This is a genomic window from Antarctobacter aquimaris, assembly GCF_900184945.1.
GTDB classification, from domain to species: domain Bacteria; phylum Pseudomonadota; class Alphaproteobacteria; order Rhodobacterales; family Rhodobacteraceae; genus Maliponia; species Maliponia aquimaris.
Genome location: NZ_FXYF01000022.1, coordinates 33,836 through 54,327, shown reverse-complemented (window position 1 = coordinate 54,327; position 20,492 = coordinate 33,836). Strand labels below are relative to the sequence as shown.

The window sequence follows — 20,492 nt, the reverse complement described above, 5'->3', positions numbered from 1 at the left end:
AGCGTTCGACGCGACGAAAAAGGCCGCCCGGGGGGCGGCCTTTTCCCGTGTCGCATGAGGCTGCCGATCAGACGAAGATCATGTCCTCGGTGATCTCGGCCAGGCTGGTGTTGAGGTGCGTGATCGTCACCCCGAGGTCGGCAAAGACCACGTCCGCGCCCACCTGGCTCATGTGGCCGCGCGCCTCGGCGGCGTCCGCATAGCCAAAGCCGGTGAACTGCAGCATGTCCCAGGCCTCGATCCCGACCACCTCGTCCGCGCCGGCATCCGCCGCGTCGAAGTGGAAGGTGTCGGACAGGATGCCGCCGAACAGCAGGTCATTGCCTTCGCCGCCGTCCAGCAGGTCGTCCTGGCCCAGCGCCTTCATGTGGTCGACAAGGTCATCGGCCAGCTTGGTCTTGGCCTCGGCGCTTTCCGACACCGCCACGACCAGTGCCTCGCGGGTCCAGGTGCCGCTGTCCAGTGCTGCTGCCCACACGCTCAGACTGCTCGCTGCGGGCGCCCTGTTCAGCACGGTCTGGAACAGCGTCTCGACGAACTGGGTGTTGTCCAGCGAACCGTAGAGCGCGGTGCCATCGGCCGACGCCAGCAGGTCGGCCGCAGCCTCGGCAAAGCTGTCGCCCTGCGCGAGATCCCGCGCCACGGCCGCCAGGTCGTCGGCGTCCGGTTCGGCGCCGGTCGTTGCCAGCAGCAGGCGGTACGCCTCGTCGGTGTACTCCTGCTGGTAGCCGGCGCGCGAGAATTCCAGCGAAACGGCGCTGGTGTTCTCGACGAACTCGGGGCTTTCCGAGACGCCGATCATGACCTGTGCGCGCGACACCGTGTTGCCGTCCAGCTGGGACACCCAGGTCGACAGCTCGGTGGCCGTGGGCGCGCGGTCCAGCGCGTTGGCATACATCAGCTCGACGAACTGGGTATTGGTCAGCACGCCGTTGAGCGCGGTGAACTCGGGCGAACCGATGAAGGCTCGGGCGACGCCCTCCATGACGACGGTCCCGGCCAGGAGCGCCTCGGTCCAGGCCGAGTGCCCGCCCCGGTTCGGCAGCCGGTCGAAAGCCGTCTGGTACATCCGGAAAACCTGCTCCGCCGCCGCGTCAAAGGCCGTCTCGACCGGCTCGGCCAGCAGTTCGTCGTCATCGGCGCCGCCCATGAGAACGTCTTCGCCGCCCTGGCCCAGGGCCGTATCGTTGCCTTCCATCCCGTCGAGCACGTCATCGCCCGCGGTGCCGACCAGCAGATCGTCGCCCGCGGTGCCGACATCGGTCGAGGGGAGCGGGAAGCGGTTGATCAGCAGGAAGTCCTCGTACTCCAGCGCCTCGGTCATGTTTTGCAGCAGGGCGATCTGGTCGCCATCCACCATGATGTGCAGGCCGGCCGCATCCACGACCTGCGTGACACGGGTGTAGAAGTTGCCTTCGGTGATGCCGAGGTCGAACAGGCCCAGCGCGTCTTCACCGGTCTCGAAGTCGGCGATGGTGCTGCTGAGGAAATCGTCGCCTTCCTCGGCGCCGTAGGACACCACAAAGAGATCGCTGCCGTCTCCGCCGACAAAGTAGTTCTTGCCCTGGCCGACCAGGTAGTCGGATTCGGCCGTGCCGACCTTGCCGCGTGCCACGTCAAAGATCTGGATTTCTTCGTACTCCAGCAGCAGCGTGGTGTTGTACAGCGTGGCGGGCTTGGTGTCGCCCTTGATGTAGAAGGCCACGTCGAATTCGTCGCTCATGTTCAGGCCGTTGACCGACACACCGCCGGTGTTGTTCTGCCAGCCGGCGCTGATCGACAGCGGCGACACATCGGTCTCCCAGTCGAGCAGGTTGATCACGGTGACATCATCGGCCCCGACCTCGTACTTGACCTCCGAGCTGGTGGTGGGCAGCGGATCGCTCGGGTCGATCGGCATCACCACGCTGGGCAGATCCTGCCCGTACTTGTCGGTTTGCAGCCGCCAACGCGGGCCGGAGATGTAGTCGCCGTTGCTGTCGAGACTGGCCTCGAAGGGCTCGCGGTCCATGGTGGTGAACCAGGCGTTGGTAAAGCCGTCCAGCAAGGCCTCGTCGACCCCGCCGATTGCGGCCAGCGGCGAGGCGGCGGCCTGCTGCGCCAGGAGTTCGTCCTTGAGGATCGTGCCCGCCGGATAGAGCGTGCCGTCGCCGGCATAATAATCGTCCGTGGTCACCCAGACTTCGCGCGGGCCGTTGCCGTCGAGGGTGTAGTCGGTGACGACGGTGTAGGTCGGCAGCGTGCCGATCGCGGCCTCGTTTTCAAAGTCCTCGGGGCGGATCTGGTCGTTGGGGTTGTTGGTGATCGTGTGCTCGGTCACCAGTTCGGCAGCGGTGATCCGGTAGAGCGGCCGCAGGTCGGTGGCCGGGTCGTCGCTGCTCCACTCGTCGGGCAGGTCCAGCGTCGCCTCCAGCCGGATGTCGTTGGGGCGCTTGATCTCGTTGCCCCAGCGGTACAGCAGCTTGCCATCGTCCTTCATCGTGACCGAGTAGTCCGAGCTGTAGGCGATGTCATAGGCGATGGTCGATTCGTTGGGGTTCAGCAGGTCCTGGATGTCGAGCGCGCCGTCGTTGTTCTTGTCGACCACGCCGTAGGTCACCGGATCGGTCAGAAGGTCGGCCACATGCTGGCCGTTCCAGTCCGGGTTCTGGCTGAGCAGGATCAGGTCATCGTCCAGCGGATAGACAGCGTCCGGATCGCCCGGGTACTTCTGGTCCGACAGCACGTTCTGCATGACCGCATAGTGTTCGGTCGATGCCTTGACGGTGTTGTCGCCCAGGCCGGCCAGCCAGGTGCCCAGGACGGCGGGGGTCTTGAAGGTGTCGGTCGGCGCATCGGAGACGACGATGCCCAGCTGTTCCCCGGCCGCTCCGGTGAGATCGCCAACCCAGCCTTCGGCGTAATCATAATCGCGGATCTTGTCCTCGGCGCCGACAAAATCGGTCACGTAGAAGCCGAATTCGCTGTCGACCGGGTACAGGCTGACCCCCTCCTTCGTGATCATCGGCGCCATGGAAAAGTTCACGATCGGCAGGTCGCCGGGAAGCAGCGTTCCCTGGGTCAGACCATCAAAGGTGCCGGTAACGTCATTGGTGCTGAAGACGTGCGTGGACGTGAATGTCGGATTGGTAATGTGTGGCGTGTCGGCCATGGAAGATCCCCACCTGAGCAGATTGTTACGTTTCGTGCCTTGGTAAACGTGAATGTTTTCACATATCACGAATCCCTTATGTGTGTGCCAAAACGGACTGACCTTGATCTGTGTCAAAACATGCAGGTTTTGGTATGTTTTTCCCGGAGGCCATGACCGCGACGCTTCGGCGTCGGATTCCGGACGGTGCCAATGCCCGGATATCCCGCAACTCCGACAGGAAGCCAGATAGACTATCAACATTTTTCAGTAGGTTGTCGGTCGCTCTTGTTGCTCTGGATCAAGATGGCCAGGCAAGCGCGCGTGCCGGGGCCGCGTGGTCAGGGGGCCGGGGTCTGCTTGATGTCGCCGGCTTCCAGGACGGGCGCGACGTCCAGGTCGTCGGCATCGAGCATCGCGGCCACCCGCTCCAGGCTGGCCATGAGCATGGCCTGTTCCCAGTCTTCCATGGTCTCGAACTTGCGAACAAAACGCTGTTGCAGGGGGTCGGGGGCCTCGGCCAGGGTTCTCAGCCCCTTGGGCGTGATGTGCACGTTGGTCTGGCGGCGGTCCTGTTCGGATTTCTCGCGCACGACCATGCCGTCGCGCACCAGCTTGTCCACCAGCGAGGTCATCGTGGCCTGCGACACGCGCATCCGGACCGAGATCTCCTTGGGTGTCGCCTGGCCCTTTTCTGCGATGATCTGCAACACGCGTAGCTGCACCGCCGTCACCCCGGCGGCCTGTTTCAGCTCGCGTCCGTAAAGGTCGGTTGCCCGCAGGATGCGGCGCAGGGCGATGAGGGCGGCGTCGACACGATCCATGGTCAGCTCACAGCTTAGCATGTCTAAGCGTATCCCTTGTCAGCCCATGCAGCAACAGGAATATGCTTTGAGTATCGAAGGGAATAACCGAAGTAAAATGTCTGAAACGTTAATAAGTTCCGCGATCTGAAAAAAATAAATTCCCCTGTTGAAGCGTGCGCCGTGCGGGGTTACTTAGCCGTACGAAGCAACAAGGAGCAGCAGACCAGATGCATCATTCAAGGGATTTCGTCCGTCAGTCCTTGCCCTCCCTGCGTGAGCCGACCGCAAGGGATGGCGCCGCGATCTGGGAACTCGTCCGGGCGTGCAAGCCGCTCGACGAGAACTCGATGTATTGCAACCTGGTGCAATGCGATCATTTCGCCGACACCTGTGTCGTGGCCGAACTGAACGGCGACATCGTCGGCTGGATCTCGGCCTATGTCCTGCCGAACGACCCCGACACCCTGTTTGTCTGGCAGGTCGCCGTGTCCGAAAAGGCGCGCGGCATGGGTCTGGGCGCGCTGATGCTGCGCCACCTGGTCAAGCGGCCCGCCTGCAAGGGCGCTACCCGCCTGCAGACCACCATCACCAGCGACAACGACGCCTCCTGGGCGCTGTTCCGCAAGTTTGCCCGCGCTCAGGGCAAGGATCTCGACTATCGGCCGCACTACACGCGCGGCCAGCATTTCGGGAACCGCCACGAGACCGAGAACCTGGTCACCATCAAGCTGGCCAAGGCGCTGGCCCGGGCCGCCTGACGGCAGGCCCGCCGCCCTTGTCCTGACACACCCTTTACCGAAAGAGTTCACATGTCCTCGCAGACCTTCAAACCGACCATCTTCAAACGACGTGAATCCGAGGCGCGCAGCTATTGCCGCGGCTTCGACACCGTCTTTACCACCGCGCTCGGCTCGGAAATGACCGATGCCGCCGGGAACAGCTACATCGACTTTCTCGCCGGCTGTTCCTCGCTGAACTACGGCCACAACGATCCGGACATGAAGGCCGCGCTGATGGCGCACCTGTCCGAGAACGGCATCGCGCATGGCCTTGACCTGCACACCGGCGCCAAGGCCCGCTTCATGGAGGCCTTCGAAGAGCAGATCCTGCGCAAGCGCGGCATGGATCACAAGATGATGTTCACCGGCCCGACCGGCGCCAACGCCGTCGAGGCGGCGATCAAGATCGCCCGCAAGGCGACCGGGCGCGAGAACGTCATCGCCTTTACCAACGGGTTTCACGGCGTGACCATGGGTGCGCTGGCCGCCACCGGCAACGGCTATCATCGCGGCGGGGCAGGGACCGCGCTGTCTGGCGTCAGCCGCGTGCCGTTTGACGATTACATGGATGGCGTCGACTCGGCCGATCTGTTGGCACAGATGTTGGGCGATCCGTCCTCGGGCATCGACGCCCCGGCGGCGATCCTGCTGGAGACCGTGCAGGGCGAAGGCGGGCTGAACGCCGCCAGCGCCGAGTTCGTCTCCAAGGTTGCGGAGCTCGCCAAGGACCATGGCGCGCTGCTGATCATCGACGACATCCAGGCCGGTTGCGGGCGCACCGGCGGCTTCTTTTCCTTCGAGGAGATGGGCGTCACGCCGGATATCGTCACGATGGCCAAGTCGCTGTCGGGCTTTGGCCTGCCCTTTGCCATGGTGCTGGTGCGTCCGCAGCATGACGTCATGGGCCCGGCCGAGCACAACGGCACCTTCCGCGGCAACACCCATGCCTTTGTCACCGCCCGCGTCGCGATCGAGAAGTTCTGGTCCGACGATGCCCTGAAGACGGATATCGCGCGGCGTGGCCGCACGGTGGAACATGCGCTGGACACCATCGCCGCGATGGTGCCGGGCGCGCAGCTGAAGGGGCGCGGCATGATGCGCGGTGTCGATGTCGGTTCGGGCGAGCTGGCCGGCGCGATCTGCGCCGAGGCCTTCCGCAACGGGCTGATCATCGAGACTTCGGGCCCCGAGGACGAGGTGGTCAAGGTTCTGGCGCCGCTGACGACTCCGGACGAGACCCTGAAACAGGGTCTCGACATCCTGACCGCGGCCGCCCGCCGCGTCCTGTCCACGCAAAAGATGGCAGCGGAGTAACCCGGCATGATCGTACGCGACTTTGACCAGATCTCGAAAACCCAGCCGGACCGCGTCGTGTCGGACGCGCAGTGGACCAGCGTGCGCATGCTGCTGGCCGATGACGGGATGGGGTTTTCCTTTCACATCACCTTTCTCGAGGAAGGTTCGGAGCATACCTTCGAGTACAAGAACCACTTCGAGAGCGTCTATTGCATCCAGGGCACCGGGTCGATCACCGACCTGGCCACCGGCGAGGTGCACCGCATCAAGCCCGGCGTGATGTACGCGCTGGACCAGCACGACCGCCACACGCTGAAGGCGGACGAAGAGCTGGTCATGGCCTGCTGCTTCAACCCGCCCGTGACCGGCAAGGAGGTGCACCGCGCCGACGGCTCCTATGCCGCGCCCGAAGAGGTGGAGGCCTGACCTCATGAACCATACCGTGGAAAAGATCGGCGGGACGTCCATGTCCCGCCTCGCGGACCTGCGCGACACTCTGTTCCTCAGGGATGGCAAGCCGGTCTATGGCCGGGTGTTCGTGGTGTCGGCCTTTGGCGGCATCACCAACCTGCTGCTGGAACACAAGAAGACCGGCGAGGCCGGGGTCTACGCCCATTTTGCCGATGGCGAGGATGATCACGGCTGGCACGAAGCCTTGGCCCGCACCGCCCGCGCCATGATCGAAGCGCACGAGTCCGTGCTGGACCATCCCGGCGATGTCGAACAGGCGACCCGTTTCGTCCAGGATCGCATCGAGGGCGCGCGCAACTGCCTGATCGACCTTCAGCGCCTGTGCTCCTACGGGCATTTCCGGCTGAACGCGCACCTGTTGCACATCCGCGAACTGCTGTCCGGGTTGGGCGAAGCACATTCCGCGCTGGTGGCCACGCTGATGCTGCAACGCGCCGGTGTGAACGCGCGGCTGGTGGACCTGACCGGCTGGCGCGACGAAGGCGAGGTGACGCTGCAAGAGCGGCTGGCGCAGGGCATGGCGGGGATCGACCCCGACACCGAGATGCCCATCGTCACCGGCTATGCCCAGTGCCGCGAAGGGCTGATGCGCGAATTCGACCGGGGCTATTCCGAGGTGACGTTTTCGCGGCTGGCAGCAGAGACCGGCGCGCGCGAGGCGATCATCCACAAGGAATTCCACCTGTCCTCGGCCGACCCCAAGATCGTCGGCGCCGACAAGGTGCGCAAGCTGGGCCGGACCAACTACGACGTGGCCGACCAGATGGCGAACCTCGGGATGGAGGCGATCCACCCCTCGGCGGCCAAGACGCTGCGTCAGGCGGGCGTGCCCCTGCGGGTGACAAACGCCTTTGATCCCGGCGATCCGGGCACGCTGATCGACGACCAGCCGGCCGAGGCGCCGGCGGTCGAGATCGTGACCGGGCTCGATATCGTTGCGCTCGAGGTGTTCGAGCAGGACATGGTGGGGGTCAAGGGCTACGACGCCACGATCCTCGACGCGCTCACGCGGCACAACGTGCGCATCGTCTCCAAGGTGTCGAACGCCAACACGGTGACCCATTACGTGGACGCCTCGCTGAAGGTGCTGCGGCGTGTGGAAAAGGACCTGGCCGAGCACTATCCGCAGGCCGAGATCCAGGCGCGCAAGCTGTCGCTGGTGTCGGTCATCGGGCGTGACCTGAGCGGGCTGGCGGTGTTGCAGCGCGGCCTGCAAGCCTTTGACCGCGCTGGCATCTATTCCGTCGGCGCCAGCCAGGGGCCGCGCAACGTGGACACGCTGTACATCCTGGAACGCGGCGACATGCAGAAGGCCATCAAGGCGCTGCACGACGCGTTTTTCGACGGCGAAAACAAGGTCGCGCTGGCCGCCTGAAGACGCGCCCGCGACAACAACAGACCGCCACAGGCGGCATTACAGGCCCTGGGCCGGTCCTTCGGGGCCGGCCTTTTCTCAGGCCGGAAGCAACCCGCGATAGAGCGTTACGACCGGATCGTCCTTCAGGTCCACGTCCGAAAGGCGCAGCATCTCGCCGCGCGCCAGGTCGCGCCTCAGCGCCACCCCCTGCGCCAGCCCGATCGGCAGGGCATCGCCCGCCCGCGTGACCGGCTGCGCCTTGCCCCAGACCGTGTAGCCGCCTTCGCCGTCCAGCATCTCGCCGGCCTTGAGGTCCCGCTTGGCTATGGCGGCGACGGTGCCGCGCATCTCGCGCGCCTGCCCGGTGGCCTCGCCGCGCAAGGCGGCGCTGAGGACGGAAATCGACAGCTCCAGCCCGATCAGGTGAAACGGCTTGTACATGGCGGCAAAGCGGCCGGTGGAATCGGTGGGCAGGCCATATTGGCGGAAACAGGCGGCGGCGTAGTCGTTGGGCGCTTCCAGCACGACATAGACGCCCCAGCGCAGGTCGCGGAACACCGGCCGTCCGTCGCGCTCGACCGAGGAGACTGTCTCGACCATGCCGCGCCCCTCCAGCTGGCCGCCCATGTCGCGCGGTCGCAGGACGTGGGACAGGTCGTCGACCCCGCAGGGCGGGAAGGACAGGCCTTGGGTGGGCACCGACAGGCCACAGGCATTGGCGATGGCGACCATCTCGATGGCGCTTTTCGTGCCGTCGAGAAAACTGTTGAACATCTGCGGGTTCATGCCCGCGCGGGCGGCTTCGTCTGGCGTCAGGCCGTAGTGGGTCCAGACGTCGTCGGGCGTGACCTCGTGGTAGGCGGGCAGGTACTTGGTCCCCTTGCCCGCGGCGGTGACGTGGAAACCGGCCGCACGCGCCCAGTCGACCAGTTCCGCCACCAGCGCGGGCTGGTCGCCGTAGGCCATCGAATAGACCACGCCCGCCGCGCGTGCCTCCGCGGCAAGCGCGGGTCCGACCAGCACGTCCGCCTCGACGTTGACCATGACGACGTGTTTGCCATTGGCGATGGCGGCGCGGGCATGGCGGATGCCGGCGCGGGGATGGCCTGTCGCCTCGATCACCACGTCGACATCGTCGCGCGCGGCCAGCGCCGCGCCGTCCTCGACAAAGGTCGTCGCGGAGATGCGCGTGTCTTCCCAGCCCACGGCGGCGCAGGCGGCGCGGGCGCGCTGCACGTCGAGATCGGCGATGGCGGTGACCTCCAGCCCGGCGATGCTGGGCACCTGGCTCAGGAACATCGAGCCGAACTTGCCCGCGCCGATCAGGCCCGCGCGCACCGGGGTGCCACGCTCTGCCGCCTCGGCGGCCAGTCTTGCCAGGTTCATCTGTTTCCTCCCGTCTTGCGTGACATCACAGACCGGGGCGGGGCCGAGTGCAAGGGGCTTTGCGCCGGTGGGCAAGGGGGAGGGGGCGATGCCCCCGTCTCTCGCGCCGGGAGACTCCCCCGGGATATTTCGGGCCAGAAGAAATCCCGGGGCGTGGTCCAGGATCCTCCGCGCGCCGGGAGGGAAGGGCGGGACACTCGCGCGGGGCCCAATCCGGGGGAAAGGCGCCCCTGGCCTCAGGTCGCGTTCCATGTAGACCGGCCAGTCGCGCATCGGGTCCGGCGCGGCGTGGGGGGCGGCCTGCCCGACGCGAGCGCTTCGGGCGCGGAGGGCAATGACACAGGGTCCTGAACAGGCAGGCGCCCGCGATTGCCCTAGAAAAGACCCGACTCGTGCGCCACCAATGCCGCCTGCGTGCGGTTGTTGACCTCCAGCTTGCGGTACAGCGTCTTCATGTGCAGCTTGATCGTCGGTTCGGTCAGACCCAGGTCGCGGGCGATCTCCTTGTTGGATTTGCCCTCGCCCAACCCTTTCAGCACCTCCATTTCGCGCGGCGTCAGGCGCTGCGCCAGCGGGTGGCTTTCGCTGGGATCGGGCGCGGTCATGAAATCGAGCGGGGCGTATTTCTCGCCCATGGCCATGAAGCGGATGGCGTTTACCAGCGACTTGGCCGGCAGGGTCTTGGGCACGAAACCGGCGGCGCCCATGTCCAGCGCCTTTTCCGCGATCTCGCGCGTGGCCTCGCCCGAGATCAGCGCCACGCGCTGTCCGCCCTCCATGTCCAGCGCCTCGCGCAGGCTGTCGAGCCCCCGCATCCCCGGCATCTTGTAATCCAGCAGGACAAGGTCATAGCGCGCGTCCTCGCGGATGCGCGTGCAGGCGTCGGCAAAGCTGGCGGCGGTGCCGACCTCGAAGCCCTGGGCCGCGCCGAGGAAGGCGACCAGCGTGTCGCGCAGAAGATCGTGATCGTCGGCGATGAGGATGCGCATGGCGTTCCGTCGTTGCAGCTGTGCCGCGACCATAGTCTGTCGGCGGAGGCGGATCAAACCGGCATATCCTGAAACTCCGGCGAAGAAAGTTTCGGGCCCATTTGCGGCGACAGTCGGACTGTTCCTCGGGGCCGCAGGGCGGCGCTGCGGCATTGTCCGATGGCGGCGCACCCTGACCGGGGCAGCCCTTGCGGGCGGCGGTCCGAGCCAAGACACGGACACCGCCGACACCGGAGAATCCGGTCGTGAAACCCTGTATCGCCCCGGCCTTTGACACCGCCGCCGCCGTCACGCGGCCTTTGCCACGTTTTCGAACCCGGGGTGCATCGCCCGGCGCGTCCGTTTCCGGAACGCATAGTGCCAGCACCCGCGCCCCCAGGCCGGACCCGTTACCGCGCTGGACCGGGCCGGCATGGTGCCGCCCGACCGCATCGCTGCCGATCTGGCCGTCCCGCTGGCGATGACGGCGCAGGCGGTGGCCCCAAGACGCGGAGCCCGCTGACGCCAGGCAATGACCAGAAGCGCCCTATCCATTCGTATAGGCCCACCCCTACCTTTCGCCTCGGTGATTTTTTCGCCAATTCGATGTTAAGACCTACATGCCATCAGTCTGTCCGAAGTCCAGGAACCCTTTATGCCAAATGCGATGCTGAACATTGTCATTCTTTCCGCGATTGCTCTGGGCCTTGGGCCGCATGTCACGGTACTCGCGGGGGAATTGCCGCAACCGCAGGGAACGGTCCTGCTGACCGTGACGGGGGACATCACCAACACCAATGGCGATGGTGCCGCGCGGCTGGACATCGACATGCTGCGCGCGATCGGCGAAACCTCTTTCGAAACGGACACCATCTGGACCGCCGAACCCGCCACCTACACCGGGGTCGAACTGGACGACCTGCTGGCCTATGTCGGCGCCACCGGCAGCCAGGTCGATGCCCGCGCGATAAACGACTATGCCGTCGTGGTGCCTGCCAGCGATGGCGTGGACGGCGGGCCCGTCGTCGCCTACGAGATGAACGGCCAGCCGATGTCGCGCCGGGACAAGGGACCGCTGTGGCTGATCTACCCCTACGCATCGTCAAGCAGCTACCGCACCGAGGTGATCTACGCCCGCAGCATCTGGCAGCTTGACCGGATGCACGTCCACGACTGAGCGGCGGATGACCCGGCAACAGCCGCGCAGGGCGCTGCCGCGCCACATCGGCGGCCGGTCCCTGCTGCTGGGTCTTGCGCTGCTGTGCCTCGGCGCCATCGCCTACCTGGTGACCGAGATCGTGCGCGATCTGCGTCTGCTGAACACCGCCGATTCGGACAACGTGCAATGGACCCTGTCGCAGGCCGAGGTCGAGTTCCTCGAGTTCCAGCACGCGCTGGACGTCGCGCGCTCCGGCGCGGACGGCAGCCTGGACAGCCTGGTCGAGGAATACGACATCTTCTTCAGCCGGATCGCCACGCTGGCCGAAGGCTCGCTCTACGAAGGGGTTCGGGCGGAACCGGGCTTTGACGACGCCCTGCGAAGTGTCCGCAACAAGATGATGGCGCTGGTCCCGCTGATCGACGGCCCGCGCGAGGACCTCGCCGCCCGCATCGACGAGATGGCGGCGTCGCTGGACAACATGCGGCAGGACGTGCGGGCGCTGTCGACCTCGGGGCTGTCCTACTTCGCGTCGAAATCCGACGCGCAGCGCACCTCTGTCGCCGTCACTCTGACGCGGCTGGCGTTGCTGACCGGGCTGCTGGTGCTGGCCTTGCTGTATCTCCTGCGCCATGCCCGCCAGGCCTCCCGCCAGACGGAACGCCGGGGGCGCGAACTGGCCGCCGCCTATGCGCGGCTGAACACCATCCTCGACACCTCGCTGGACGGGGTCATCGTGGCCGATCCGGGCGGCCGGGTCCTGCAGTTCAGCCCCGCCGCGGAACGCATTTTCCGCTACGCCGCGCAGGAGGCCATCGGCCGCAACATCGGCGATCTGATCGTGCCGGACCACCTGCGCGCCGCGCATCAGGCTGGCATGGCGCGGATGCATGCGACGGGCGAAAAGCGCGTGGTCGGTCATGGCCGCGTGCGGCTGGAGGCGATGCGCGCCGGCGGCGAGGTCTTTCCGGTCGAAATGGCGCTGGAGATGGCGCAGACCGGCGACGAGGAAATGGTGATCGGCTTCCTGCGTGACATCTCGCACCGGGTCGCGGCCGAGAACGAGCTTGTGGAGGCGCGCGACCGCGCGCTCGCCGGGGAAAAGGCCAAGGCGGATTTCCTGGCCATGATGACACATGAGATTCGCACCCCGCTGAACGGCGTGCTGGGCAACCTGTCGCTGCTGACCGAAACACCGCTGACGGCCCACCAGGAGCGGCTGGTGCGGAACATGGGCATTTCGGGCGACCTGCTGATGCAGCACGTCGACGCGGTGCTGGACGTGGCCCGGTTCGAAGCGGGCGCATCGGTGTCGCCCGCTGAGGTGGTGCACCTGGGCCGGCTGGTGCAGGACCTTGTCGACAGCCAGGCCAGCGCCGCTTCGGCACATGGCAACCGGCTGGAATGGGGCTGGGTCGGCGCGCCGATGGACTGGGTGGCGGTGGACGCCTCGCGCCTGAAGCAGGTGCTGCTGAACCTTGTCGGCAACGCCCTCAAGTTCACCCGGCAGGGCCGCGTCTCGATCGAGCTGGAACGGCAGGATGGCGCCGGCGCTCCCGTCGTCGAGTTCCGCATCATCGACACCGGCGTCGGCATCGCCGAGGACGATATCGAACGCGTCTTCGGCGACTTCCAGACCGGCTCCGCGCCGCTCGCGCACGCGGTGCCCGGCACCGGGCTGGGTCTGGGCATCGCGCGGCGCTTTGTCCAGGCCATGGGCGGCGAGATCGGGGCCGAAAGCACGCTGGGCGAAGGCAGCGTGTTCTGGGTGCATCTGCCCGTCACGCCCTACGAGGAACCGGCAGAGCCTGAGCCGGGACAGGACATGTCCCCCGCCGCGGCGCAGCCCCCCTGCGCGATCCTGCTGGTCGAAGACAACGAGATCAACATGCAGCTGGCGCGCGACATGCTGCACCTGCTGGGGCATCAGGTGACGGTGGCGGTCAATGGCCTGGAAGGTGTGCAGGCAGCGGCCCAGCGGCGGTTCGACCTGATCCTGATGGACATCCGCATGCCGGTGATGGACGGGCTGGCCGCGACCCGGGCGATCCGCGAAGGGCAGGGGCCGAACCAGGCGACACCCATCGTCGCGCTGTCGGCCAACGTGTTGCCCGAGGCCAAGGACCGCTTCATCTCCGGGGGCATGTCGGATTTTCTGGGCAAGCCGCTGAGCAAGACCGAGCTGGCCGAACTGATCGCGCGGTGCTGCCGGCCCATGCCGACTGACCACACCCCCTTGCCGCAGGCCTCGCCTCCGGCGGCCGAGACCGACCCGATGGCGGCGCTGATGGCGCGATACATGGCCGAGGGCGCGCAGCTGCTGGACTGGCTGGAGACACGGCCCGAGGACATGACCGAGATCGCCGAGCGCGCACACCGCATCGCGGGCAGCGCCGCGGCCTTTGGCCAGCCGGACCTGCGCATGGCCTTGCTGAAGGTCGAGGCCGCCGCCGAACAGGACGATGCCGCGGCGCTGTCCGTGGCCATCACGCAGGCCCGTGCCGCCTGGGACACGGCGCCCGCGCCCAGCCTGGGCTGAGGCTTTGCCGGCAGCGCCGCACCGCGCCCACCACCCGCGCCACGTCGGCCATGTCGGTCACGCCGCTGTCATGGCAGGCGATGCCATCGCCGGGCAGCAGGTAGGGGCAATACCGCCGCGGTCGGCGCGGTGCCGCCCTCTCCCGGGCCGGCCCGGCCGAGGGCGACGAAGCGGGTTCTGCCGCCGGCCGGGCAGGGATGATCGACCGCCAGCCCGGAGTACAAGACAGGCACGCAAGGACCCCCTGACACTCTCGACCTCCGCGCCAAATCGGCGCAATAAGGGCGCATGATCCATTTGGCCATCACCCATGGAAGGGGAGCAGGGACATGAATATCGCGTGTTGGTCCGGTCCCCGGAACCTTTCGACTGCGCTCATGTATTCGTTCGGGGCCCGCAGCGACTGCGGTGTCTGGGACGAACCGTTTTACGCCGCGTATCTCGACCGCACCGGGATCGTGCATCCCATGCGGGACGAGATCCTTGCGGCGGGCGAGAGGGATTTTGCCTCGGTCGCCCGCCGCTGCGCCGCCCCCGCGCCGGGTGGGCAGCCGCATTTCTACCTCAAGCTGATGACGCATCACGTGCTGGAGGGCGACGGGATCGACTGGGCCGCCGAGGCGGTGCATGTCTTCCTGATCCGCAATCCGGCCCGCGTGCTGGCCAGCTACTCGGTCAAGCGCGAGAACCCCGCGCTGACCGACATCGGCTTTGTCCAGCAGGGTGCGATCTTTGATGAGGTGGTGCGGCGCGGCTGGCGGCACGCGGTGATTGACAGTTACGACATCCGCCGGGCGCCCGAACCCGCGATGCGCGCGCTCTGCGGTGCCATCGGGTTGCCCTTTGACCCGGCCATGCTGTCCTGGCCCGCGGGCGGGCACAAGGACGACGGTGTCTGGGCGGCGCACTGGTACGACGCGGTGCACAGGTCGACCGGATTTGCCGGGGCCGAGGGGCCGCTGCCCAAGGTGGACCCGGCGCTGCGCGCGGTCCACGACGCCGCCTTGCCGCATTATGAGCGGCTGCACGCGGCATCGCTGCGGATTGCGGCCTGAATCCCGCTTGCGCCGGGCGGCGACGGGCAATAGAAGGTGCCAAATTCGCACAGGGCGCCCCGGACTCCGGGGCGCTTGACCATTCCGAGGGAAGAGACATGCAGGTCACCGAGACGCTGAAAGAGGGGCTCAAGCGCGGCTACGCCATCACCGTGACGGCGGCCGAGCTTGACGACAAGGTCACCGAGAAGCTGAAAGAAGCACAGCCCGACATCGAGATGAAGGGTTTCCGCAAGGGCAAGGTGCCGCTGCCGCTGCTCAAGAAGCAGTTCGGCCAGCGCATGCTGGGCGAGACCATGCAGGAAGTCATCGACGGCGCGATGTCCAAGCATTTCGAGGACTCGGGTGACCGTCCGGCGCTGCAGCCGCAGGTCAAGATGGCCAACGAGGACTGGAAGGAAGGCGACGACGTGCAGGTCGAGATGACCTACGAGGCGCTGCCCGAGGTCCCCGAACTGGACATGGCCGGCGTCACGCTGGAGCGCCTTGTGGTCAAGGCCGACGACGCCTCCGTCGACGAGGCACTGGCCTCGCTCGCCGCCACTGCGCAGGACTTCGACGACAAGGACGGCGCGGCCGAGGACGGTGACCAGGTGGTGATCGACTTCGTCGGAAAGGTCGACGGCGAAGCCTTCGAGGGCGGCGCGGCCGAGGATTACCCGCTGACGCTGGGCTCGGGGTCGTTCATCCCCGGCTTCGAAGAGCAGCTGGTCGGCGTCTCGACGGGCGACGAAAAGGCCGTGGAGGTCTCCTTCCCCGAGGAATACGGCGCTGAGCACCTGGCCGGCAAGTCCGCGGTGTTTGACGTGACCGTAAAGGGCGTGAAGTCCCCCAAGGCCGCCGAGATCAACGACGAGCTGGCGCAGAAGTTCGGCGCCGAGGACCTCGCGTCGCTCAAGACGCAGATCCGCGAGCGGCTTGAGGCTGAATACGCCGGCGCCGCGCGCCAGGTGCTCAAGCGCGCCCTGCTGGACAAGCTGGACGGCATGGTCAGCTTCGAACTTCCGCCGACCCTGGTCGAAGCCGAGGCCAAGCAGATCGCGCACCAGCTGTGGCACGAGGAAAACCCGGACGTCCACGATCACAACCACCCCGATATCGAGACCACCGAGGAGCACACCAAGCTGGCCGAGCGCCGCGTGCGCTTGGGCCTGCTGCTGGCTGATATGGGCCAGAAGGCCGAGGTCGAGGTGTCCGACGCCGAGATGACCCAGGCGATCATGAACCAGGCCCGCCAGTACCCGGGCCAGGAGCGCCAGTTCTTCGAATACGTCCGTCAGAACGTCGGCATGCAGCAGCAGCTGCGCGCGCCGATCTTCGAGGACAAGGTCGTGGATCACATCGTGAGCAAGGCCGAAGTCACCGAGAAGGAAGTGACCAAGGAAGAGCTTCAGAAGGCGGTCGAGTCGCTCGACGACGAGTGACCTGACCTTCGATCCGTGTCAGGATTTCGGGGCCGCCTGCCAGGGCGGCCCCTTTTCGTTTTCGCGAACGCTGGGTTGGGTCATGACATGGTTCGAAACGCTGGCCGGGGTGCCCGAGGGATCCCCTGACGCGGCGCGCGCGGCCTTTGATTGCGACGGGGAATTCCTGATCGCACGCAAGACCGGCCGGCGGATGCGCGCGGGCCGGCTGTCCCTGCCGTCGCTGGCCGAGTTGCGCGCCGACGCGCCGCCTGCGTGCGACGTACCATCGACCTTCCGGCAGGTGGTGGCGGACGTTCGGGCGCTGCACAAGGACCCGGCCAACACCGGGGCGCTGTTCCAGGTCGCGTCGCAATTCAACCTGCTGGAGATGGTCGGTCCCTCGGTCACGCCGTCGGACGGCGTGACGCGCTATGCCCTTGATCCCACGCAAGGGCCGGCCTGCGCCATCGCCTGCGGTGCCGGCACGATCTGGCGCAACTACTTCACGCCGCTGTCGGGCGGGCTGGGCCAGACCGAGGTGCAGATCGACACGCTGGCGGATCTGGGCGCAGCCTTCGGCAACGGGCAGGGGGCGCTTTGGCAGATGCGCAACGGCTATGCCTTGCCGCGGCCCGGGGATCTTGCCGCGGTGGCGGGACAGTTGCGCGGGCTGGATGCTGGGGGCAAGGACCACCTGCGCGGTCTCCTTCGGATCGGCCTGCACGAGGACTGCGAGGTCACGATCGCGCCGACCGGCCATGTCGTCAGCCAGGTCTATTGCAGCGCCTTGCCGGTGGCCTACGGCGGCGGCGCGCTGTCGGAGTGGGAGCTCTTTGCCCGGCTGGTGCTGGAGGCGGCCTACGAGGCGACGATGCTCTGCGCCCTGCGGAACGCGGCCCGCGGGGCGTCGAACCGGGTGTTCCTGACCCTGCTGGGCGGCGGCGCCTTCGGCAATGGCAAGGGCTGGATTCTGGACGCGGTGGCGCGGGCGCTGGGCCTGGTGCGCGATCACGGCCTGGAGGTCCGCGTGGTCAGCTACGGGCGGCCGGATGCCGAGGTGACGCGCATGCTTAAGTCCATCCCCTCACGGTAAGGCGTGCCGCGCCGCACCTTGGATCTGGACGGGTCTGGCGCCGGAAACGGCAGTTCGGTGCACGCCGGTCATCACCCGATTGACGATGCAGGACGGAGGCGACCGTTTGACCGTGAACATGGCACGGGTCGAAGGGCGGGCACGTGTCCCGGCATGAAAAAACCGCGCGGGACACTGTCCCGCGCGGTTCTTGTCAGGGCTGACGCCTGGGTGGCGCTCAGTTGTCTTCGTCGTCGGCCGCCGGACGGGCGGGGGCATCGCCCTCGTCGTCGGAGGCGGCACCGCCGATGTCGTCGAACAGCTGCGACACTTCGAATTCGGCCTGGGCCTCTTCCTCGGCGGCGAGTTCCTGGATCGACTTGCCGGAGGCCTGAAGCTCGGCCTCTTCGGGCGAACGCGCGACGTTCAGCAGGATCGTGACCACGACCTCGGGGTGCAGGTGCACCTCGACTTCGTGCAGGCCCAGTTCCTTGATCGGCTGGCGGATGATCACCTGCTTGCGGTCGACCGAAAAGCCGTTCTCGGTGGCGACCACGGACGCGTCACGGGTGGTGACGGAGCCGTACAGGTTGCCGCCGTCCGAAGCGGAGCGAATCACGACGAACTTCTGTCCGTCGAGCCGCGCGGCCAGGGCTTCGGCTTCGGTCTTGGTCTCGAGGTTGCGCGCCTCGAGCTGGGCTTTCTGCTCTTCGAAGCGGGCGATGTTCTCTTTCGAGGCGGTCAGCGCCTTGCCCTGCAGCAGCAGGTAGTTGCGCGCGAAGCCGGGCTTGACGTCGACGACATCGCCCATCTGGCCCAGCTTGGCCACGCGTTCGAGAAGGATGACTTGCATGGGTCGTACTCCTTACTTCACGGCGTAGGGCAGCAGGGCGAGGAAGCGGGCGCGCTTGATCGCGCGGGCCAGTTCACGCTGCTTCTTGGCCGAGACGGCGGTGATGCGCGAGGGGACGATCTTGCCGCGCTCGGAAATGTAGCGCTGCAGCAGACGGGTGTCCTTGTAGTCGATCGCAGGTGCATTGTCGCCCGAGAAGGGGCAGACCTTGCGGCGGCGGAAAAACGGTTTTGCGGCCATGGTTTAGCTCTCCTTCCTGGGGTCAGCGGTCGTCGCGCGGACGGCGTTCGCGGCGGTCGCCACGATCTCCGCGGTCACCGCGATCGCCACGGTCACCACGTTCGTCCCTCTTCTGCATCTGGACCGAAGGGCCCTCTTCGTGGGCGTCGACCTTGATGGTCAGGACGCGCATCACGTCGTCATGCAGGCGCATCAGGCGCTCCATTTCCTGCACGGCCGAGGCGGGCGCGTCGGTGCGGAGGAAGGCGTAGTGGCCCTTGCGGTTCTTGTTGATCTTGTAGGCCATCGTCTTGACGCCCCAGTACTCGCTTTCGACGACCTTGCCGCCGTTGTCCGCGAGGACGGTGCCGAAATGTTCGACAAGACCTTCGGCCTGCGCGTTGGACAAGTCCTGACGCGAGATGAATACATGCTCATACAGCGGCATGCGGGCTCCATTTCTATCAAGGCGCATTTCATAGGGCAGGGGCCTTGGGCTCTTCGCGCCCTGCCCACGAGAGCCTGCGCGGGTAAACGTCGTTGCGAAGAGAGCGCCCCGTATACACGGATCGCCGCGTTGCGCAAGGGGGCCGGATCCGGCCCGGGATTGCCCCGGATGCGCCCAATTGCGGGCACAATCCAGAGTTTAATTCATCGTTAACAACAGACCGGAGTAATGTGACATGGCCCTCATCGAGATCGTCCCCACCGCCACCCGTGACAATGCCCGCGCCCATGACGGCGAACGCTCGACCAGCCTCGCACCTCTTGTGCAGTTGCTGGTCGGCGGTGCGCTGGTGCTGGCGACCTTCGCGCTGTGGCTGGTGCCCGCCGCGACCGTCTCGCCCTCGCTGATGCTGTTCAAGCTGGGGCTGTCCGTCGCCATGCTGACCGGCGGGCTGGGGCTGTTCTCGGGCGCGCTCCACCGCAAGGTCTGAGCGCACCCACCCCCGCGCGACCGGTCCCGACGCGCGGGGAAAGATTGCGGATCGGCGTTCCGGGCTGTAAGGGCTTGCGGAAAGCAGATCACGGCAAGGAGAGGGGCATGACCCGCGCGTTCATCTTTCCCGGGCAGGGGGCTCAGACCATCGGCATGGGCAGGGACCTGGCCGAGGCCTACCCGGCGGCGCGCGCCGTCTTCGACGAGGTCGACGCGGCGCTGGGTGAAAAACTCTCGGCGCTGATCTGGGACGGCGATATCGAGACCCTCACACTGACCGAAAACGCGCAGCCCGCGCTGATGGCGACCTCGATGGCCGCCATGCGCGCTCTCGAGACCGAAGGCGTCGCCGTGACCTCGGCGGCCTTTGTCGCCGGGCATTCGCTGGGCGAATACTCGGCACTCACGGCGGCGGGCGCGCTCAGCCTGGCCGATGCGGCGCGCCTGTTGCGCACGCGCGGGCAGGCGATGCAGGCGGCGGTGCCTGTGGGCGTCGGGGCCATGGCGGCGCTGCTGGGGCTGGACCTGGAGGCCGTGCGCAAGGTGGCCGAGGAGGCCGCGCAGGGTGAGGTCGTGGCCGCGGCCAACGACAACGATCCGGCGCAGGTGGTGATCTCGGGACACAAGGCGGCGGTAGAACGCGCGGTGGAACTGGCCAAGGCGGCCGGGGCCAAGCGCGCGGTGATGCTGCCGGTATCGGCCCCGTTCCACTGCGCCCTGATGCAGCCAGCCGCCGAGGCCATGGCCGCGGCGCTGGACGCCGTGCAGATCAAGGCGCCCCTGGTGCCGGTGGTGGCCAATGTCGAGGCGGCGCCGGTCAGCGATCCCGACACCATCCGCGCGTTGCTCAAGGCGCAGATCTGTGGCGCGGTCCGCTGGCGCGAGTCGGTGGCGCTGATGGCGCAGGAGGGCGTGACCGAGTTCTGGGAGATCGGCGCGGGCAAGGCGCTGTCCGGAATGGTGCGCCGCATCCACCGCGAGGCAGCCGTGCGCACTGTCGGCACGGCGGCGGATGTCGCCGCGGCCGTCGAGGCATCCGCCGGCTGAGCCGGGCGC

General features: G+C 66.9%; 18 protein-coding genes. 11 read left to right on the top strand and 7 right to left on the bottom strand.

Annotation, left to right across the window (positions count from 1 at the left end; translation table 11 throughout):
- Positions 1-67: 67 nt before the first annotated feature.
- Entirely contained in the window at positions 68-3,151 is a 3,084-nt protein-coding gene (locus MAA8898_RS23710; RefSeq protein WP_217900533.1) for a DUF4214 domain-containing protein, read from the bottom strand.
- Between the two features lie 320 nt (positions 3,152-3,471).
- Entirely contained in the window at positions 3,472-3,954 is a 483-nt protein-coding gene (locus tag MAA8898_RS23705) for a MarR family winged helix-turn-helix transcriptional regulator (RefSeq protein WP_094023514.1), read from the bottom strand.
- A gap of 209 nt (positions 3,955-4,163) precedes the next feature.
- Between MAA8898_RS23705 and ectA the strand changes: the two genes are divergently transcribed.
- Genes ectA through MAA8898_RS23685 form a run of 4 tightly spaced genes read left to right on the top strand, consistent with a single transcriptional unit; the run spans position 4,164 to position 7,857 of the window.
- Positions 4,164-4,694, top strand: coding sequence for a diaminobutyrate acetyltransferase (ectA, locus tag MAA8898_RS23700; RefSeq protein ID WP_094023502.1), 531 nt, complete (start codon positions 4,164-4,166; stop codon positions 4,692-4,694).
- A 51-nt stretch (positions 4,695-4,745) separates the two neighbouring features.
- On the top strand, positions 4,746-6,029 hold the full coding sequence (gene ectB, locus MAA8898_RS23695; RefSeq protein WP_094023501.1) for a diaminobutyrate--2-oxoglutarate transaminase: 1,284 nt from the start codon (positions 4,746-4,748) through the stop codon (positions 6,027-6,029).
- Positions 6,030-6,035: 6 nt separating this feature from the next.
- The gene (locus tag MAA8898_RS23690; protein ID WP_094023500.1) at positions 6,036-6,437 is read left to right on the top strand and encodes an ectoine synthase; all 402 of its coding nucleotides are present in this window, start codon (positions 6,036-6,038) and stop codon (positions 6,435-6,437) included.
- Positions 6,438-6,441: 4 nt separating this feature from the next.
- Positions 6,442-7,857 (top strand): aspartate kinase, encoded by a 1,416-nt coding sequence (locus MAA8898_RS23685; protein ID WP_094023499.1) that lies wholly within the window; start codon positions 6,442-6,444, stop codon positions 7,855-7,857.
- A 78-nt stretch (positions 7,858-7,935) separates the two neighbouring features.
- Here the strand turns inward: MAA8898_RS23685 and MAA8898_RS23680 are convergent, their stop codons facing one another.
- Both MAA8898_RS23680 and MAA8898_RS23675 read right to left on the bottom strand, forming a co-directional pair.
- The gene (locus MAA8898_RS23680) at positions 7,936-9,225 is read right to left on the bottom strand and encodes an NAD(P)H-dependent oxidoreductase (protein ID WP_094023498.1); all 1,290 of its coding nucleotides are present in this window, start codon (positions 9,223-9,225) and stop codon (positions 7,936-7,938) included.
- Positions 9,226-9,599: 374 nt separating this feature from the next.
- Entirely contained in the window at positions 9,600-10,214 is a 615-nt protein-coding gene (locus MAA8898_RS23675) for a response regulator transcription factor (RefSeq protein ID WP_094023497.1), read from the bottom strand.
- A gap of 646 nt (positions 10,215-10,860) precedes the next feature.
- Between MAA8898_RS23675 and MAA8898_RS23670 the strand changes: the two genes are divergently transcribed.
- The 5 genes from MAA8898_RS23670 (at position 10,861) to MAA8898_RS23650 (ending at position 17,445) form a co-directional block, all read left to right on the top strand.
- A complete protein-coding gene (locus MAA8898_RS23670) occupies positions 10,861-11,370 on the top strand; it encodes a putative pterin-binding protein (protein WP_094023513.1) in 510 nt (169 codons plus the stop codon).
- A 7-nt stretch (positions 11,371-11,377) separates the two neighbouring features.
- Positions 11,378-13,891 (top strand): PAS domain-containing hybrid sensor histidine kinase/response regulator, encoded by a 2,514-nt coding sequence (locus tag MAA8898_RS23665; RefSeq protein ID WP_245853597.1) that lies wholly within the window; start codon positions 11,378-11,380, stop codon positions 13,889-13,891.
- Between the two features lie 329 nt (positions 13,892-14,220).
- A complete protein-coding gene (locus tag MAA8898_RS23660; RefSeq protein ID WP_094023496.1) occupies positions 14,221-14,946 on the top strand; it encodes a sulfotransferase-like domain-containing protein in 726 nt (241 codons plus the stop codon).
- Between the two features lie 98 nt (positions 14,947-15,044).
- Positions 15,045-16,370 (top strand): trigger factor, encoded by a 1,326-nt coding sequence (gene tig, locus MAA8898_RS23655; protein WP_094023495.1) that lies wholly within the window; start codon positions 15,045-15,047, stop codon positions 16,368-16,370.
- An 82-nt stretch (positions 16,371-16,452) separates the two neighbouring features.
- Positions 16,453-17,445, top strand: a complete 993-nt coding sequence (locus MAA8898_RS23650) for a hypothetical protein (protein WP_094023494.1) — start codon at positions 16,453-16,455, stop codon at positions 17,443-17,445.
- Between the two features lie 217 nt (positions 17,446-17,662).
- Here the strand turns inward: MAA8898_RS23650 and rplI are convergent, their stop codons facing one another.
- Genes rplI through rpsF form a run of 3 tightly spaced genes read right to left on the bottom strand, consistent with a single transcriptional unit; the run spans position 17,663 to position 18,944 of the window.
- The gene (gene rplI, locus MAA8898_RS23645) at positions 17,663-18,277 is read right to left on the bottom strand and encodes a 50S ribosomal protein L9 (protein ID WP_094023493.1); all 615 of its coding nucleotides are present in this window, start codon (positions 18,275-18,277) and stop codon (positions 17,663-17,665) included.
- 12 nt (positions 18,278-18,289) lie between these two features.
- The gene (gene rpsR, locus MAA8898_RS23640; RefSeq protein WP_005852865.1) at positions 18,290-18,517 is read right to left on the bottom strand and encodes a 30S ribosomal protein S18; all 228 of its coding nucleotides are present in this window, start codon (positions 18,515-18,517) and stop codon (positions 18,290-18,292) included.
- Positions 18,518-18,539: 22 nt separating this feature from the next.
- Positions 18,540-18,944, bottom strand: coding sequence for a 30S ribosomal protein S6 (gene rpsF / locus MAA8898_RS23635; protein ID WP_094023492.1), 405 nt, complete (start codon positions 18,942-18,944; stop codon positions 18,540-18,542).
- A 235-nt stretch (positions 18,945-19,179) separates the two neighbouring features.
- On the opposite strand from rpsF, the gene MAA8898_RS23630 reads away from it, so the two are divergent.
- Together MAA8898_RS23630 and fabD are read left to right on the top strand one after the other, a co-directional pair.
- On the top strand, positions 19,180-19,434 hold the full coding sequence (locus tag MAA8898_RS23630) for a hypothetical protein (protein ID WP_094023491.1): 255 nt from the start codon (positions 19,180-19,182) through the stop codon (positions 19,432-19,434).
- Between the two features lie 107 nt (positions 19,435-19,541).
- The gene (gene fabD / locus MAA8898_RS23625; RefSeq protein ID WP_094023490.1) at positions 19,542-20,483 is read left to right on the top strand and encodes an ACP S-malonyltransferase; all 942 of its coding nucleotides are present in this window, start codon (positions 19,542-19,544) and stop codon (positions 20,481-20,483) included.
- Positions 20,484-20,492 lie beyond the last annotated feature (9 nt).